The organism is Streptomyces sp. NPDC051909 (genome assembly GCF_040681095.1).
Lineage (GTDB): Bacteria > Actinomycetota > Actinomycetes > Streptomycetales > Streptomycetaceae > Streptomyces.
The window spans coordinates 207,638-222,528 of record NZ_JBFAYA010000004.1 but is presented as its reverse complement, the minus strand read 5'-3'; the positions used below and the strand labels follow the sequence as shown (position 1 = coordinate 222,528).

Here is a 14,891-nt window from a genome sequence, read left to right as displayed (position 1 = left end):
CCGACGGTCAGCCCGGGGTGATCCGTACGGTCTCCGCCCAGGCCGGGGGCTCGGGCGCGGCCGGTCCGATCAGGGCGACGATCAGCCGGCAGCCGACGGGCTCCTCTGGCCAGGGCGTGTAACCGTCGGTCAGGACGACCACGATCTGCGGGGGCTCGGGCGCGGCGAGTGCGGCGCGGATGCCGACGGTCATGTCGGTGCCGCCACCGCCGGCGAGTTCGACCTGGTCGACGGCGGTGACCCGGGCGACGGCCTGCACGTCGGCGTCGCAGGCGAGGACGGCGACCCGGTTGCCGCCGATGCCGACCTCGCGCAGCACACCCGTGACCTCCGCGAGGGCCGAGGCGAGGTCGTCGTCGCCCATCGAGCCGGACGTGTCGACGACGACGGCGACCCGCGGCAGCGGACGGCGCAGGCTGGGCAGCACGACCCGGCCGCCGAGCGCGGGGGTACGGCGCGAGGGGCGCCGGTAGGTGTAGTCGACCGCGCCGCCCGCCCACGCGGCGGCCTCGCGGACGGCTCCGGTGAGCGCCTTGCGCCAGTCGACGACCGGTTCGAGGGTCTGTTCGGCCCAGCGGCGCCAGCCGCCCGGGACCGAGCCGCGGGAGCGCTGGTGGGCGCGGATCGCCTCGGCGGTCTGGCGGCGCAGGGCCTCGGCCTCGACGGGGCTGAGCCCGCCGGCGGCGTCGGCGCCGCCCTGCCCGAGGTCCCAGGGGGCCGGGACGCCGTGCGCGCCGGAGCCGCAGTCGAGCGCGTGTGGCGGGGTGGCGGGGATCCCCGGCACGTACTCCTCGAAGAGTCCGCCGACGGGCAGGCCGAAGAGGCGTGGCTCCATGCGCCCTTCGGGCAGGCGCAGTCCGTCGGCGAGCAGGTCGTCGTTGATCTCGCAGTCCTGGGCGATGTTGATCCGCAGCCGGTCGCGCTGGTCGGCCGCGGGCAGTCGCTCCGCCCGGCCGTGGTGGTCGCGCAGGAGGTGGGCCGACTCGTGGATCCACACACCGGCCAGTTCCTCGATGGTGGTGGCCTCGACGAAGGCGGGTGAGACGTAGCAGCGCCAGTGCCGGTCGACGGCCATGGTGCGGACCGCGCGGCTGGGAACGATCGTCAGGGCGTAGAGGGCGGAGGCGAGATACGGGCGGGCCTCGGCGGCCTTGTAGCGCGCGGCGAGCAGCTTGGCGCGGTCGAGCTCCGGTACGGCTTCGTCCGGTACGGCAGCTCCCCCACGGGTCGCGGTCACGTCGTCGGCGCCGGTCAGCGCGCGCCGGGCAGGGCGCCGGCGAGCTGGAGGAGTTCCAGGAAGGCGTCGATGCCGGGCGGGATGGGCCAGTCGGGCTCGCGCATGACGGCGAGGTCGCGGGCGGCGCGGGCGGCGACGTCGGGGACTCCCGCGTCGACGGCCTTGGCGAGGACCTCCCAGCCGGCCTCCCAGCGCGGGCGGGTGGGTTCGCTCTGCACGGCGGCGACGACGGCGATGAGGAAGGCCAGTTGGCGGTCGCCGCGTTCGGGCAGCGCGAAGGCGGACGGGTCGGCGAGGACCTTGTCGGGGTCGGGCAGGTCGAGGTTCTCCAGGTACGAGAGCAGCTCGATGCCGGCGGCCTCGCCGACGGCGCCGATGACGGCGGCCGCCGTGGCCTGCTGCCCGGCGCCGGACGCGTACCCGGTGGCGAGCAGCCGCAGCGCCGCCTCCCAGGAGCGCGGGGACGGCCAGGCGCGACCTCGGCCCTCGGCCTCCTTCGGCAGGTGGTGCACGAGGCCGGGGCGGGCGGTGAGGAAGCCGGAGATCACACCGCGGGCGCGGGCGACGGCGCCGGAGACACGCGCCGGGTCGACGGTCGGCAGGGCGGTCTCGGGCCAGGTGCCCGCCATGCCGCGGGCGACGGTGCGCGGGTCGTGGGTCCAGTCGAGGTGGACGAAGCGGTTGGCGAGCGGCGGGCTGAGGTGCCAGCCGTCGGCGGCGCTGGAGGGCGGGTTGGCGGCGGCGACGACACGTACCGACTCGGGCAGGGTGAGGCTGCCGACGCGGCGTTCGAGGACGACCCGCAGCAGGGCGGCCTGCACGGCGGGCGGCGCCGAGGAGAGCTCGTCGAAGAAGAGCAGGCCGTGGCCGGTCTCGGCGAGCCGGACGGCCCAGTCCGGCGGGGCCATCGGCACGCCGGTGGTGGCCGGGTCGTCTCCGACGATCGGCAGTCCGGCGAAGTCGGAGGGCTCGTGGACGCTGGCGACGACGGTCTCGAGTTCGACGCCGAGGGCGTCGGCGAGCTGCCGCATGCCGGCGGACTTGCCGATGCCGGGCTCGCCCCAGAGCAGCACGGGCTGATTGGCCGTCACGGCCAGGGCGAGGGCTTCCAGTTGCGGGTTGCCGGAGGCCTCGGTGCGGGTGACGCGGAGGCGCGCGTTGAGGGCGTCGGCCGCGGCGAGCGGGGCGGGGACGGAGCCGGCGCGGGGCGCGGTGGAGGCGGTGGTCATACGGAGGCGTCCTCGTCCTTGTCGAAGGGGTCGGCGTCGCCGAACGGATCCGGTTCCTGAGCCTGCCCCCGGTCCAGGTCCTGGTCCTGGTCCTCGTCCTGGTCCTGGTGCTGGTCCGGCTCGGGCTCCTCGTCCCAGCCCGGATCCTCGTCCCTGCTCCGCTCGTCCATGTAGCCCTCGAACCAGTCGGAGCCCAGCCCCGGATACTCCTTCAGCACACGGCGGCGCAGGAAGGCCAGGTCCCTCCGCTGGTATTGGCGGATCACCTGGGCGAGGGAGAGTCCCATCTCGTCGACGACGTCGATACGGGCACCGGCGTCCAGGAGGTCCCGCACCAGCGCGGGCGAGCCCTGCTGGGCGACGGCGACCTGGAGCGGCGTGACCCCCGCCCTGTCGCGCGCGTTCAGGTCGAGCCCGGCGGCCAGCAGCCGCGGCAGCAGCTCCCGGTGGTCGAGCAGGTGCAGGAGGTGCAGCAGGCCGCGCCCCCGGCGGTCGCGGACGTGCGGGTCCCAGCCGGCGTCGAGGAGGGCCATGACCGCGGGGATGTCGCCGTGCTGGACGTACTCGAACAGCTCGCGCCGCTGGGCCTGCAGGGCCCGGGGCAGCCGCCCCTCACCCGTCGTCCAGGCCAGTTGGGTGGCGAAACAGCCGGAGATGGTGCCGCCGAAGGCGCGCAGGGCCTGTTCGCGCTGCTGCTCCTCTCGCGTGTGCGGGACGTCAAGGACCCCGTCCCTGGAGACGACCTCGTGCCAGACACCGCCGCAGCGGACCCGAACCGGTTCGGCCGCGCGCGGGCCGGCCGGGCCGGTGGCGGGTGCCGCTTCGGGGAACAGCGCGGCGGTCACCAGCGGGTGCAGCGCCTCGGGCCGGATCCGTCCCTCGCGCAGCAGTTGGATGTCGGGGAGGTGCTGCCGGATGTACGAGGGCAGGAACGGGACGGCGTCGTCCTGGCCGCGCTCGCGGCCCGCGATCCGTACGACCGGGGCGTCGGCGTCCGTGACGTCGAGGGTGGTCCACAGTTCGCCGCGCCAGTGCACGGGCAGGCGGAAGCTCGTACCCCGTCCGGCGTTCCACAGCAGGCGGAGTTCGGGAGCGAGGCGGCTGAGGTCCAGGGCGCCGTGCGTCACGAGCCCGGCGACGTCGAGCTCCGGGTAGGTGTACCGGGACCGGGTCCTCGGGGGCACGGGCGTGCGGTCGAGGTCGAGTCCGGCGGCGGCGTAGGCCTCGACGTGCTCCCCTCGGGAGTGCAGAACGGCGATCCACTCTGCGCGGGTGGCCGGGTCGGCGCTCGGGCCCGGGTCCGTGTCGGGCAGTTCGTCCGAAGTGAGCGGGGTGCCGTCCGGGTGCAGGAAGGGCAGCCTGCCGGTGGCGACCGGACCGGCGCTCAGGCGCAGTTCGGCGGAACGGCGGGCGTCCCAGAAGCGGCGGGCGGCGGTCCAGTCCTCCTGGAGGTACGTCACCCCGTGGAGGGTGTCGGCCCGGCGGGCCGGACCCAGGTCGAGGCGGAGCCGCTGCGGTCCTTCCAGCATCGGCAGGTTGGTGACGGACAGGACGGGTCCGTCTGTTCCGTAGCCGGCGAGAACGACCCGTCGGCCGACGGCGAACGTGGTGTGGCCGCCCAGGGTGCGCGGAAAGTGCCAGCGCAGCAGGTCGGGGGCGAAGTGGCGCAGGTCGTCGGCCAGTCGGGCGGCGACCTCGGGGCCGTGCCGTTCGGCGACGCGCTCGGGGTCGAGGTCGTCGGGGACGTCGACGGCGGCCGCGGCGCAGGCCGCCCGCCAGTCCCCGGCGAGCCGGGCCTCGGTGGCGCGTTCGATCATCCAGCCGGGCACGGCGAAGCGCCGGATCCGGGTCCAGGCGGAGGCGTCGGCGGGCGAGAGGGCCCCGGGCGGCAGGGGCATGGGCGGGGTCATCGGTAGAGGCTGCCGATCGCGCGCAGGTCGGGGTGGGTGGGGCGGGACGGGCGGAGCCGCTCGGTGAAGGAGCGCTTGACCCGGCGGGGCAGGCCGGGGCCGAGGCCCACGTATTCGAGGCGGTGGGCGTCGTCGAGCGCGGCGAGCAGGGTCTTCGCACCGCGGCCGGTGAGGCCGGTGTGACGTAGTTCGAGGCGGCGCAGCGGGCTGCCGGGCAGGGCCGCGGCGAGCGCGTGGGCGCCGTCGTCGCCGGTGGTGTTGCCGGGGGCGCCGAGGCTGCGCTCGGACATGGTGCGGCCGAGGTCGAGGGTGTCGATGCCGTCGAGGGCGTCCGCGAGGGCCCGGGCGCCGGCCGGGCCGATGCCGTTGCCGCCGAGGCCGAGCCGGACGGGGCGGGTGGCGTCGGTCGCGGCGGCGAGGACCGCGGTGCCGGCGTCGCCGAGGTGGTTGGCCGGGACGTACAGCTCCCGGACCCCGGCGTCGCGGACGAGCGCGGCAAGCAGCGGGGCGTCGGCGGCGGAGAGGCCGTTGCCGCCGAGGAAGAGGCGTTCGAGCGGGGCGGCGCGGTCCAGGAGGGCGTCGAGGAGGACGCGTACACCCTCCGCTCCGATGCCGGAGTTGACCAGGTCGAGGGTGCGCAGCGCGGTGTTGCGCCGCAGCAGCCCGGCGAGGGTGCGGGCGCCGGCCGGGCCGACGGGGTTCCGCTTGAGCCACAGGGCGCGGACGGTGGTGTCGTCGGCGAGCGCCTCGGCGAGGGCGGTGACTCCGGCCGGGCCGATGCGGTTGCAGCCGAGGTAGAGGGTGTGTACCCGGTGAGCGGCGCCGGTGCGGCGCGTGTCGGCGAGGGCCGCGGCCAGGGTGCGTACGCCCTCGTCGCCGAGGGAGTTGGTGCCGAGCAGCAGATGCGCGGCGTGCGGGGAGGCGAGGGCCGCGGGGACGAGGCGGGCGGCGCCGCCGGGCCCCAGACCCTGCTTGCACAGGTCGACCCGGCCGTCGGCGCGCAGGGTGCCGAGCGGGAAGTTCTCGTCGCCGGTGACCGCGCGCTCGTCCGCGAGGCGGTCGAGCAGCGGCGCGAACAGCGCGGGGTCGGCCGGAGGCAGGTCGGGGTGCTCGATCGCCGGGCAGCGTACGGGCGTTGTCGGCTGGGCCATCACCACTCCACCGGTCTGGCGCCGGGGACCGGCGTTCCGCTTCGACCTTCACGTCGTCGGCGCCCTCGGTGACGCCGACATCAAGTAGGCGCAAGACCGGTCGGATTCGAACCGACGTCCTCCAGCTCGATGCGTGGGCGCGACGACCTCTGCGCTACGGCCTTGCTGGGGTGATCATAACCGAATTCGCATGCGAGTTCGATAGCCGTCGGAACCCCCTTCAGGTTGGGAGCCGGTTCACGCTCGTATACTCGGGCGGGCTCATGCGAAAGGGGAGGCGGGGACCGTGAAGCTTGCCGAGGCGCTGGCGGAACGTGCGGAGGCGACGCGCCGCGTGGAACAGCTGCGGGCGCGCGTCGTCGACAACGCCAGGTACCAGGAGGGCGAGACACCCGCCGAGGACGCGGCCCAGCTGCTTGCCGAGGCCGGTGAGGTGCTGGAGGCCCTGGAATCGCTGATCCGGCGGATCAACCGGACCAACGCCACCGTGGAGATGGGCCCGGACGGCACCCTCACCGACGCGCTCGCGCGCCGGGACGTCCTGCGGCTGCGCCACTCCGTGGTCACCGCGGCGGCGGACGCGGCGGCCGGCAAGGGCGAGCGGGGATACGGCCGCCAGCTCCGGTCCGAGCTGCTGATGCTCTCCGCGCTTCCGGTCGCCGACCTGCGCGCCCAGGCGGACGCGCTCGCCCGGGAGATCCGCGAGGTCGACGTGCGGATCCAGCGCACGAACTGGGAGGTCGATCTGCTGGACTGAGCGGTCCGGCAGACCGGAACGATGTGGAGCAGGTAGCTGCTTCGGAGGCGTGCACACACCGAGGGCCGGCGGTTTTCCGGCCCCTTTCTTGGCGCGTGAAGGGCAACGCGGGGGTTCGATTCCCCTCTGAACAGCGCAGCTCAGCACCGCGTACAGGTAAAGGCGCACAGCGCACGGCACATCACCACGTGCAGATCCGAGGCGGCGAGGGCGGGTTCGGGGCTTTCCACATCACTACGGCAGCACCCAGTCCGGCACCCACGTGCCCGGGGCGTCGTGCCCTGGTGCCGTCGTCGCGGGATGGGCACGCAGGGCGGGCAGGGCCGGGTGCGGATTGTCGCGGTGCCAGAGGAGCGAGTGCGGGTGGACGGCGGTCGGGTCGGGCATCCAGATGCGGTGGCCGGCCAGCTCGGCGAGCGGCACCGAACGGGCGGCGGCCAGTGCGTGGGCGGGGCCGGTGAGCAGCTGGAGCGGCTCGTCGAGGACGCGTACGGACGCGATGTCCTCGGGCAGGGAGCGGCCGGGCGCGGCGACGGCGCGGAAGGACGCGTCGATCGTGCCGGACCGGATGGCGGCGACGGCCGTGTCGACGTCGAACAGCATCACGACGTCGAGCTCGATGTCGGGGTGCGTGCGGTGGAATCCGCGCAGCAGCCCCGACGCCGCGCCGCGCGAGTTGATCGCGTCGACGCGCAGCGGACGCCGGTCGGTGCGCACGGAGGCGACGGCCCGGTCGGCGACACGCAGCAGCTCCCGGGCGTGGGGCAGGAAGGCCTGCCCGTCGGATCGGCGTCGAGCTCGGCCTCGTCTTCTGCTGCGCGGTCTTCAACCCCGTCTCCGCCACCTACCGCCTCACCCGCACCGCACCCGAGCGGGTCGCCCGCACGCTGTCCGCCTGGTCGGTGACGGCCAAGGCCTCGACCGCGCTGCTGCTCCCCTCCGGCGGGGCGGCGTTCCGGCGCCTCAGAGAGCGGTCAGACCGTTCTCCGGAGTCAGCCCGCCGAGCTTGTCGGGATTGACCTGGAAGCGCAGGTGGTGGATGCGGTCGTCGGCGATGTCGAAGGAGAGGGCGCCGACGGTGTGTCCGCCGAGCGTGGCCAGGACGCCGAGCTCGCCGTTGACGACGGCGGGCTCCATGCGCAGTTCGGCGAGCTCGGGCTTGGCCAGGAAGCCCAGGAGCCAGCGGGCCACGTGGTCGATGCCGTACAGCGGGCGGCGGGCGGCGGTGACCTTGCCGCCGCCGTCGGACCAGGCGGTCACGTCGGGGGCGAGCAGTTCCATCATGGCGTTCAGGTCGCCGCCCGAGCAGGCCGCCAGGAACCGGTCGGTGACCCGTCGCCGCCGGTCGGGGTCGGCGTCGAAGCGGGGGCGGCGGGCCTGGACGTGCGCACGGGCGCGGTGGGCGATCTGACGGACCGTGGCCTCGGGCCGTTCGAGGGTCTCGGCGATCTCCGCGTGTGAGTAGCCGAAGACCTCCCGGAGCAGGAACACGGCGCGCTCGACGGGGCTGAGGGTTTCCAGGACCACGAGCATGGCGGTCGAGACGGAGTCGGCCACTTCGGCCTCCGAGGCGATGTCCGGGGACGTCAGCAGGGGTTCGGGGAGCCACGGGCCGACATAGGTCTCGCGGGCGGCGCGCGCGGAGGTGAGGCGGTTCAGGGAGAGGTTGGTGACCGTGCGCACCAGATACGCCTTGGGATGGTCGACCGTGCCGCGGTCGACGGTGCTCCACTTCAGCCAGGCGTCCTGCAGCACGTCCTCCGCGTCGCCGACGCTCCCCAGCATGCGATAGGCGGTGGCGAACAGCAGCCTGCGGTGCGCGAGATACGGGTCCTGACCCTGGCCCTGACCCTGACCCTGGTCCATGTTCCGGTCCTGGTCCTGGTCCTGGTCCTGCCCGGCGCCGTTGTCGATCACCGGGTCATGCTGGCAGTGCGGCGCCGCGGGCGGCAAGGACCGGTCCGCGGCGACGGCGCCGGCGGCGGTGCTCCCGGTGGCGTTCACGCCGCGGGCTCGCGGGTGGCGCGGCCGCCCTTGGAGACGATGGTGGAGACGTTCACGCGCTTGCTGCAGCGGTACGCGAACAGCGGGCTGCCGCTGACCAGTTCCTTGTACGCGACGGCGCCGCGCCCGGTGAGGCGCATGCCCGCCGGGGTGAAGTCGGCCTTGGTGAACTGGATGACGGCGTCCCGCCGGCCCAGGCTGACCGGCTGGTGGAAGTAGCCGAAGCGGAACGGCTTCACGGACTTGCCGCGCACCAGCCGCGCGATCGTGTCGGCGGTGTACTGCGCGGTCGGCAGCCCGCTCTGGCAGGAGCCGTGCAGCTGCCCGTAGGCGAGCCGTACGGCCGCCGCGTCGCCCACGGCGTGGATCTCCGGGTGGGAGACCGAGCGCAGCGTGGCGTCGGTGAGGATCAGCCCGTGGGCGTCGGTGGCGATCCCGGCGTCGGCGGCCAGCGGGGAGACCTTGACGCCCGCGGTCCACAGGCAGACGTCGGAGCGGAGCGTCCGCCCGTCCGCGAGCTCGACGGCCGCGGGCAGCACCTTGGCGACCCGGACGCCGGTCTCGCGGGTGACGCCGAGGCGGTCGAGCGCGCGGTGCAGGTAGGCGCGGGCCTTCTCCCCCATCATGGCGCCCGGCTCCTCGGTGCCGACCAGGGTGACCTTCAGCCCCGGACGGGCCTCGGCGATCTCCGCGGCCGCCTCGATCCCGGTCAGCCCGGCACCGCAGACGGTGACGGTGCCGCCGGCCGCGGCGACCTCCGCGAGCCGCGCGGCGAGACGTCCGGCGGTCTCGGGGCTGTCGAGGGTGTACGCGTGGGTCTCGGCGCCGGGGACCTTGCCGGTGTCGGTCGCGCTGCCCAGCGCGTACACGAGCGTGTCGTACGGGAGGGAGGCGGCCGCGCCGTCGAGGGTGACGCGGCGCGCGTCGGCGTCGATGACGGTGGCGGCGCCCTGCACGAAGGTGACGCCGGTGCCGTCGAGCAGGTCGGCGATCCGGTGGTGGGGCAGTTCCTGCCCGGCGGCGATCTGGTGCATCCGCAGCCGCTCGACGAAGCGGCTCGAAGGGTTCACAAGGGTGATGCTCACACCGTCGCGGCGGGTCCGGTGCGCCAGCCGGATGGCCGTGAACATGCCGGTGTAGCCGGCGCCGAGAACGACGATGCGGTGGCCGTTGTCCATCACGTACTCCCTGGGTCGCGCACCGGCCTCGGTGCCGGTGACGCTCATGGGACAGCCGGCCCTCGCCGGACGTGACAGTCGGGTGATGTGACCCATGTCACATCACCCGTCGTGACATCCTCCGCCCCTGGCGAACGGGCCGCCGCCTTCCTCGCCTGACAGCACATCCTTGGGAAAGGTGGAAGCCTGTAGGAGCGGGCAAGGAACCCAGCGAGCGCAGGGGGCACCCATGAGCGATCAGCCGGCGGCGGCCACGACGGCGACCCGTGTGTTCCTCGTGGACGACCACGAGGTCGTCCGCCGGGGGCTGCGGGACCTGATCGACGACGAGCCCGATCTCCAGGTGGTCGGTGAGGCCGGGACGGCCGACCAGGCCGTGGCCAGGGGTCCGGCGCTGCGGCCGGACGTGGCCGTGCTCGACGTGCGGCTGCCGGACGGCGACGGGATCACCGTGTGCCGTGAGCTGCGCTCGCGGATGCCGGGGCTCGCGTGCCTGATGCTCACCTCGTTCGACGACGAGGACGCGTTGATCGACGCGATCATGGCCGGCGCCGCCGGCTATGTGCTGAAGCAGATCAAGGGCTCGGACCTGGTCGCGGCGATCCGGACCGTGGCGACCGGCCAGTCGATGCTCGACCCGGCGACCACCGCGCGCCTGATGGACTCGCTGCGCGCCCCCGAGACGGCCAGGCCCGCGGAGGACGAACGGCTCGCCGGCCTGTCCGAGCGGGAACGCTCCGTACTCGATCTGATCGGCGAGGGGCTCACCAACCGGCAGATCGCGGGGCGGCTCTACCTCTCGGAGAAGACGGTCAAGAACCACATCTCGCGGCTGCTGGGGAAGCTGGGGGTGGAGCGGCGGGTACAGGCCGCCGTGATCGCCGCCGAGGCGCACGAGCGCGAGCACGACCATGACCGCGACCGCGAGCACCAGAACGAGCAGGATCACGGACCCGGGCACGGGCACGGGCACGGACACGGACACGGGCATGGGGGTGAGGCCGTGGACCGGCGGTCCGGCACCTGGGGCGGCGCCGACTAGGTCTTCTCGGCCTTCCGGAGCGGGACGCGCCAGTCGAGGACGGTGCCGCGGCCCGGTTCCGGGCGGGCGTGGATCGTGAGCTCGCCGCCCAGGCGGGCGGCGCGTTCGGCGAGGTTGCGCAGGCCGCTGCGGGAGCCGCCGGGCGGGATGCCGATGCCGTCGTCGCTCACCGTCACGGCGAGCGTGCCGCCCTCGGCGACGACCGCGACCTCGGCATGGCGGGCGCGGGCGTGGCGGGCGACGTTGGTGAGGGCCTCGCCGACGACCGCGAGGACCTCGTCCGCCGTCGCGTCCGGCACCTCGGTGTCGAGCAGACCCTCCATGCGCAGCGCGGGGGCGAAGCCGAGGGTGCCGGCGGCCGCCTCGACGGCCCGGACGACGCGCTCGCGGAGTTTCGGGGTCCGGCCGGCGGGGTCGCGCTCGCGGAGGCCGAAGATGGTCGAGCGGATGATCTTGATGGTGGCGTCCAGGTCGTCGACCGCTCGGGACAGCCGGTCCACCGCCTCCGGGTGCTCGACGAAGCGGCGGGCGCTCTGCAGCGTCATCCCCGTGGCGAACAGCCGCTGGATGGCCAGGTCGTGCAGGTCGCGGGCGATCCGGTCGCGGTCCTCCAGAAGACTCACCTGTTCGGCGGAACGGCGCCGGTCGGCGAGTTCCAGGGCGAGCGCCACCTGTCCGGCGAAGCCTGGCAGGGCACCGATCTCGGCCCCGCTGAAGACCGGCCGGCCGGTGCGCCGGGCCAGGATCAGCACGCCGCTGAGGCGCTGCTCGGTGCCGACGGTGACGGCCACCGCCGGGCCGAAGCCGTCCCAGCGTTCGGGCCGCACGGTGATCCGGGCGTCGCTCGCGACGTCGGACAGGGTGACGAGACCGTCGCCGCCCCCGTGGAGCGCGGCGCCCGCGAGGGTCCCGTCGACCTCGGACCGTACGAAGCCGCGATGGGCACCGGCGCCGTGACCGACGGCCAGCGTGCCCGTCAGCTCTCCTTTTCCGCCGATGAGTTGGAAGAGCCCGAGGTCGGCTCCGGAGATGTCCACCGCCCGCTCCAGGAGGCCGTCGAGGACCTCGGTCTCGGCCGCGCCGGACAGCAGGGCGCTGGTGACGTCGGAGCCGGCGGCCAGCCAGCGCTGCCGCAGCCGGCCCTCCTCGTACAGCCGCGCGTTCTCGATGGCGATGCCGGCGGCGACGGCGAGGGTGGTGACGACGGCCTCGTCCTCGGCGTCGAAGTCCGCCCCGCCCCGTTTCTCGGTGAGGTAGAGATTGCCGAACACCTCGTCGCGGACCCGGATCGGCACGCCCAGGAACGAGTGCATCGGCGGGTGGTGGGGCGGGAAGCCGTACGCGGCGGGGTGCTCCGACAGCTCCGAGAGCCGCAGCGGCTCGGGACGGCGGATCAGCTCGCCCAGGATGCCGTGCCCGGACGGCAGCGTGCCGATCCGCTCCCGCAGTTCATCGTCGATGCCGACGGGCAGGAACGCGGACAGCCTCCGGTCGTCGCCGATCACGCCCAGGGCGCCGTACTCGGCGTCGACCAGGGTGACAGCCGCCTCCACGATGCCGCGCAGCACGTGCGGCAGGTCGAGCTCACGCCCGACCGACATGACGGCTTCGAGCAGTCCGTTCAGCCGGTCACGCGTGCCCCGGACCTCGTCGATCCGGGACTGGAGCTCGTCGAGGAGTTCGTCGAGCCGCAGCCGGGGCAGCCGCGCACGGGCGTCCGGCGCGGCACCGTGCTCGCGGGCGTCCGGCGCGGCACTGTCCTCGCGGCCCATCGGCACCTCCGGTCCGGTCCGGTCGGTCGTGCGGACCGCCCGTCGTGCCCGTCACGCCCGCCTTCACCGTAATCCGGATGCCCGGGGCATTCATGCCGAGGCGCCCGCACCGGCGCCCGGCCGGGTCGTCACGGTCATGAGGTGCTGCCGTGGGCGCGTGCCTGTTCCAGTACGGCTCCGAGGGCGGCGCCGGGGCCGGTTTCGGAACCGTGCCGGGGGATGAGTTCCACGGGGCAGTGGGCGTGCTGCAGCAGGCCGAGCGTCGTCCTGCCGAGCGTCGGACCGAGATAGCCCGGGGCCCGCCGGCCGCCGACGACCAGGAGGTCGGCGTGCCGTGACGCCTCGACGAGCGCTCCGGCGACACTGCGGCCCTTCTCGCCGGCGGTGTCCACCGTGAGGTCCGGGAACTCCGCCCGGAGCGAGGCCGCCATCCCGGTCAGGGGCCGCACCTGCGCTTCGACGGCGGGGGTGCGGAGGCCGCCCAGGTAGGGCGTGGTGCTCCATACGTGGAGCAGGCGCAGCGGCACCTTGCGCAGCAGGGCCTCGCGGGCCGCCGCCCGCGCGCAGCCCTCGTCGTTCACGTCCCGGACGGCCGCGAGGACGGCACCGGCCTCGACGGGTTCGGCGACTTCGGCGGGCCCGGCGGGCCCGGCGGGCCCGGCGGCGTTGTCCGAGGCGGCCGGCCGACGCGGCTGCTCGCCGTCGCGGATCACGACCACCGGGGCGGTGGCGGCGCCCGCGAGTTCGAGTCCGACCGAGCCGAGCACCAGGGAGGAGAACCCGCCGAGACCGCGGTGCCCGACGACGATCATGCCGGTCAGCGCCGCCGCGGCGCGCAGCGCGGCAGGGGCCGTTCCGTCGTCGAGCTCCGTGACGACGGGCACCTCGGGGTGGCGCGCCGTGACCGTCGCGGCCACCCGGTCGAGGAGCTCCCGTCCGGTGCGGCGGATCCGTTCCGTCTCCTCCGGGCGCAGGTAGAGGGCGCTGGTGTCCGTGGCGTGCACGACGCACAGACCGGTGTGCCACAGCTCGGCTTCCCGCGCGGCCCAGGCGGCCGCCGCGTCCGCGGACGGCGATCCGTCCACACCGACGACGATCCGTCCGGGACCGGGACCGGGACCGGAGCCCGAGCGGGGGCCGGGGGCCGATCCCGGGCGGTCGGTGGTTCCGTCCATGGTGGTCCTCCTGGAGCGCGAAGGTCGACGTTTCCACCGTGGCACGCGCCGGGCGGGCGGCCGGAGGGCCGGCGGGGCCAGGACAGGGCCCTCTCGGTCCGTGTCCCGGGGACCGTTCGGCCCTCCCGGGAAGGGGGCCCGGCGACGGACCGTGGTGGCACGGCACCGCCCGTTGGCCGAATGCCCGTGGAGGAGGCACGGTGATGAGGCGGACGACGGGTCCCCTGCCGCCGCCCGCCCCCGGCCCGCCCGCTCCCGACGCCGACGTTCTTCGGTGGCCTCACCGTCAGGAGGAACCGTGTCCACCACCGCTCCGACCCGCGCGCTCATGACGTCGCTGATCGAGGACGCCGTCACCGCACCGTCGATGCACAACGCGCAGCCGTGGAGATTCGTCCACCGGACGGACACCGGGACCGTCGAGCTGTACGGGGATCCCGCGCGGGCCATGCCGGCCGAGGACCCGAACCACCGCGCGCTCCACCTCGGCTGCGGCGCCGCCCTCTTCAACCTGCGGGTGGCCGCCGCCCATCGGGGACGGCACGCCGTCGTGCGGCTGCTGCCCGACCCGGGCGATCCCTGGCACCTCGCCGACGTGCGGATCGCCGCCACGGTCATCGAGCACGACGACGAACTGGCCGCGCTCCGTCCCGCGCTCCGGGAACGGCACACCAGCCGGTTCCCGTTCACCGACGAACGCGTCCCGCCGGAGATCCTCGACGGACTCCGCTCGGCCGCGTTCCTGGAGGGCTGCCGCCTGGTGGTGCCGGGTGCCTGGCACGCCGACACGGTGCTCGACCTCGTCCAGGACTCGGCGCGCTTCGAGGCCGCCGCCCCGGACGTGCGCGGCGAGATCAAGGCGTGGGTGCGCACCGGCCTGGAGGACGAGGGCACGGACCGCGAGGCCCCGGACGGCAAGGCCTCGGACGGCGAGCGCGCCGGCGGCGAGAAGACGGAGGGCGCGCACACGGGCGGTGCGCACGCGGGCGGTGCGGACCTCCGGACCGAGGGCATCCCCTCGTACGCGCTCGGCCCCCGGCAGTACGACGTGACCTCCCCGGTGCGCGACTTCGGCGACCACCGGCCCGTCCCGGGCCGCGAGTCGGCGCGCTTCGAGAGGAGCCCGCAGATCGTGCTCCTCGGCACGGTCGAGGACACCCCGGCGGACTGGCTGAAGGCCGGGCAGGCCATGCAGCGGGTCCTGCTCCGCGCCACCCTCGACGGGCTGTCGACCTCCCTCATGTCCCAGCCCCTCGAATGGCCGGAACTGCGCTCCGTCGCCCGTGACCCCGGCTCCACCACCGGCTTCGTGCACATGGTCATCCGCCTGGGCTACGGCCCCCGTGGCCGGGCCACGCCGCGCCGCCCGGTCGACGAGGTCCTGTCGTTCACCTGACGCACGGTGCGTCGCCTGCCACCTTCCGACCCCGAGGAGT

The 14,891-nt window shown here is 74.7% G+C and carries 10 protein-coding genes and 4 pseudogenes; 4 read left to right on the top strand and 10 right to left on the bottom strand.

What is annotated here, in order from left to right:
• Positions 1-7 precede the first annotated feature (7 nt).
• The 5 genes and pseudogenes from AB0M18_RS08535 to AB0M18_RS08515 all read right to left on the bottom strand — a co-directional run bounded on the left by AB0M18_RS08535 (position 8) and on the right by AB0M18_RS08515 (position 5,691).
• Complete coding sequence (locus AB0M18_RS08535) at positions 8-1,237, bottom strand: VWA-like domain-containing protein (protein WP_365756057.1); 1,230 nt, start codon at positions 1,235-1,237, stop codon at positions 8-10.
• A 14-nt stretch (positions 1,238-1,251) separates the two neighbouring features.
• Positions 1,252-2,466, bottom strand: a complete 1,215-nt coding sequence (locus AB0M18_RS08530; RefSeq protein ID WP_365756056.1) for an AAA family ATPase — start codon at positions 2,464-2,466, stop codon at positions 1,252-1,254.
• Positions 2,463-4,376 carry an ankyrin repeat domain-containing protein gene (locus AB0M18_RS08525; RefSeq protein WP_365756055.1) on the bottom strand — a complete coding sequence of 638 codons (1,914 nt, stop codon included), beginning with the start codon at positions 4,374-4,376 and terminating at the stop codon, positions 2,463-2,465. The genes AB0M18_RS08530 and AB0M18_RS08525 overlap by 4 nt, the downstream gene beginning before the upstream one ends.
• Positions 4,373-5,527: a gala protein gene (locus tag AB0M18_RS08520; RefSeq protein WP_365756054.1), complete on the bottom strand. Its 1,155-nt coding sequence runs from the start codon at positions 5,525-5,527 to the stop codon at positions 4,373-4,375. The genes AB0M18_RS08525 and AB0M18_RS08520 overlap by 4 nt, the downstream gene beginning before the upstream one ends.
• Before the next feature lie 91 nt (positions 5,528-5,618).
• Positions 5,619-5,691: pseudogene (locus AB0M18_RS08515) on the bottom strand.
• Between the two features lie 122 nt (positions 5,692-5,813).
• Here AB0M18_RS08515 and AB0M18_RS08510 point away from each other — a divergent pair.
• The gene (locus AB0M18_RS08510) at positions 5,814-6,284 is read left to right on the top strand and encodes a DIP1984 family protein (RefSeq protein WP_365756053.1); all 471 of its coding nucleotides are present in this window, start codon (positions 5,814-5,816) and stop codon (positions 6,282-6,284) included.
• A 234-nt stretch (positions 6,285-6,518) separates the two neighbouring features.
• Here the strand turns inward: AB0M18_RS08510 and AB0M18_RS08505 are convergent.
• Positions 6,519-7,067, bottom strand: a pseudogene (locus tag AB0M18_RS08505) (LysR substrate-binding domain-containing protein); the annotation flags it as partial.
• A gap of 2 nt (positions 7,068-7,069) precedes the next feature.
• Here AB0M18_RS08505 and AB0M18_RS08500 point away from each other — a divergent pair.
• Positions 7,070-7,216 (top strand): annotated as a pseudogene (locus tag AB0M18_RS08500) (MFS transporter); the annotation flags it as partial.
• Between the two features lie 31 nt (positions 7,217-7,247).
• Here AB0M18_RS08500 and AB0M18_RS08495 read toward each other — a convergent pair.
• Entirely contained in the window at positions 7,248-8,150 is a 903-nt protein-coding gene (locus tag AB0M18_RS08495; protein ID WP_365756236.1) for an RNA polymerase sigma-70 factor, read from the bottom strand.
• Between the two features lie 134 nt (positions 8,151-8,284).
• Entirely contained in the window at positions 8,285-9,514 is a 1,230-nt protein-coding gene (locus AB0M18_RS08490; RefSeq protein WP_365756052.1) for an FAD-dependent oxidoreductase, read from the bottom strand.
• Between the two features lie 181 nt (positions 9,515-9,695).
• Here AB0M18_RS08490 and AB0M18_RS08485 point away from each other — a divergent pair.
• A pseudogene (locus tag AB0M18_RS08485) lies at positions 9,696-10,370 on the top strand (response regulator transcription factor); the annotation flags it as partial.
• A gap of 134 nt (positions 10,371-10,504) precedes the next feature.
• Here the strand turns inward: AB0M18_RS08485 and AB0M18_RS08480 are convergent.
• Both AB0M18_RS08480 and AB0M18_RS08475 read right to left on the bottom strand, forming a co-directional pair.
• Positions 10,505-12,280, bottom strand: coding sequence for a GAF domain-containing protein (locus AB0M18_RS08480; RefSeq protein WP_365756051.1), 1,776 nt, complete (start codon positions 12,278-12,280; stop codon positions 10,505-10,507).
• Between the two features lie 134 nt (positions 12,281-12,414).
• Complete coding sequence (locus AB0M18_RS08475) at positions 12,415-13,455, bottom strand: universal stress protein (RefSeq protein WP_365756050.1); 1,041 nt, start codon at positions 13,453-13,455, stop codon at positions 12,415-12,417.
• Between the two features lie 298 nt (positions 13,456-13,753).
• Here AB0M18_RS08475 and AB0M18_RS08470 point away from each other — a divergent pair, with 298 nt between their 5' ends.
• Entirely contained in the window at positions 13,754-14,851 is a 1,098-nt protein-coding gene (locus AB0M18_RS08470) for a nitroreductase family protein (RefSeq protein WP_365756049.1), read from the top strand.
• Positions 14,852-14,891 lie beyond the last annotated feature (40 nt).

Coding starts and splice junctions, on each gene's coding strand:
- AB0M18_RS08530 (WP_365756056.1), bottom strand. CDS start 2,466: ATGACCACCGCCTCCACCGCGCCCCGCGCCGGCTCCGTCCCCGCCCCG.
- AB0M18_RS08525 (WP_365756055.1), bottom strand. CDS start 4,376: ATGACCCCGCCCATGCCCCTGCCGCCCGGGGCCCTCTCGCCCGCCGAC.
- AB0M18_RS08520 (WP_365756054.1), bottom strand. CDS start 5,527: ATGGCCCAGCCGACAACGCCCGTACGCTGCCCGGCGATCGAGCACCCC.
- AB0M18_RS08495 (WP_365756236.1), bottom strand. CDS start 8,150: ATGGACCAGGGTCAGGGTCAGGGCCAGGGTCAGGACCCGTATCTCGCG.
- AB0M18_RS08490 (WP_365756052.1), bottom strand. CDS start 9,514: ATGAGCGTCACCGGCACCGAGGCCGGTGCGCGACCCAGGGAGTACGTG.
- AB0M18_RS08480 (WP_365756051.1), bottom strand. CDS start 12,280: ATGGGCCGCGAGGACAGTGCCGCGCCGGACGCCCGCGAGCACGGTGCC.
- AB0M18_RS08475 (WP_365756050.1), bottom strand. CDS start 13,455: ATGGACGGAACCACCGACCGCCCGGGATCGGCCCCCGGCCCCCGCTCG.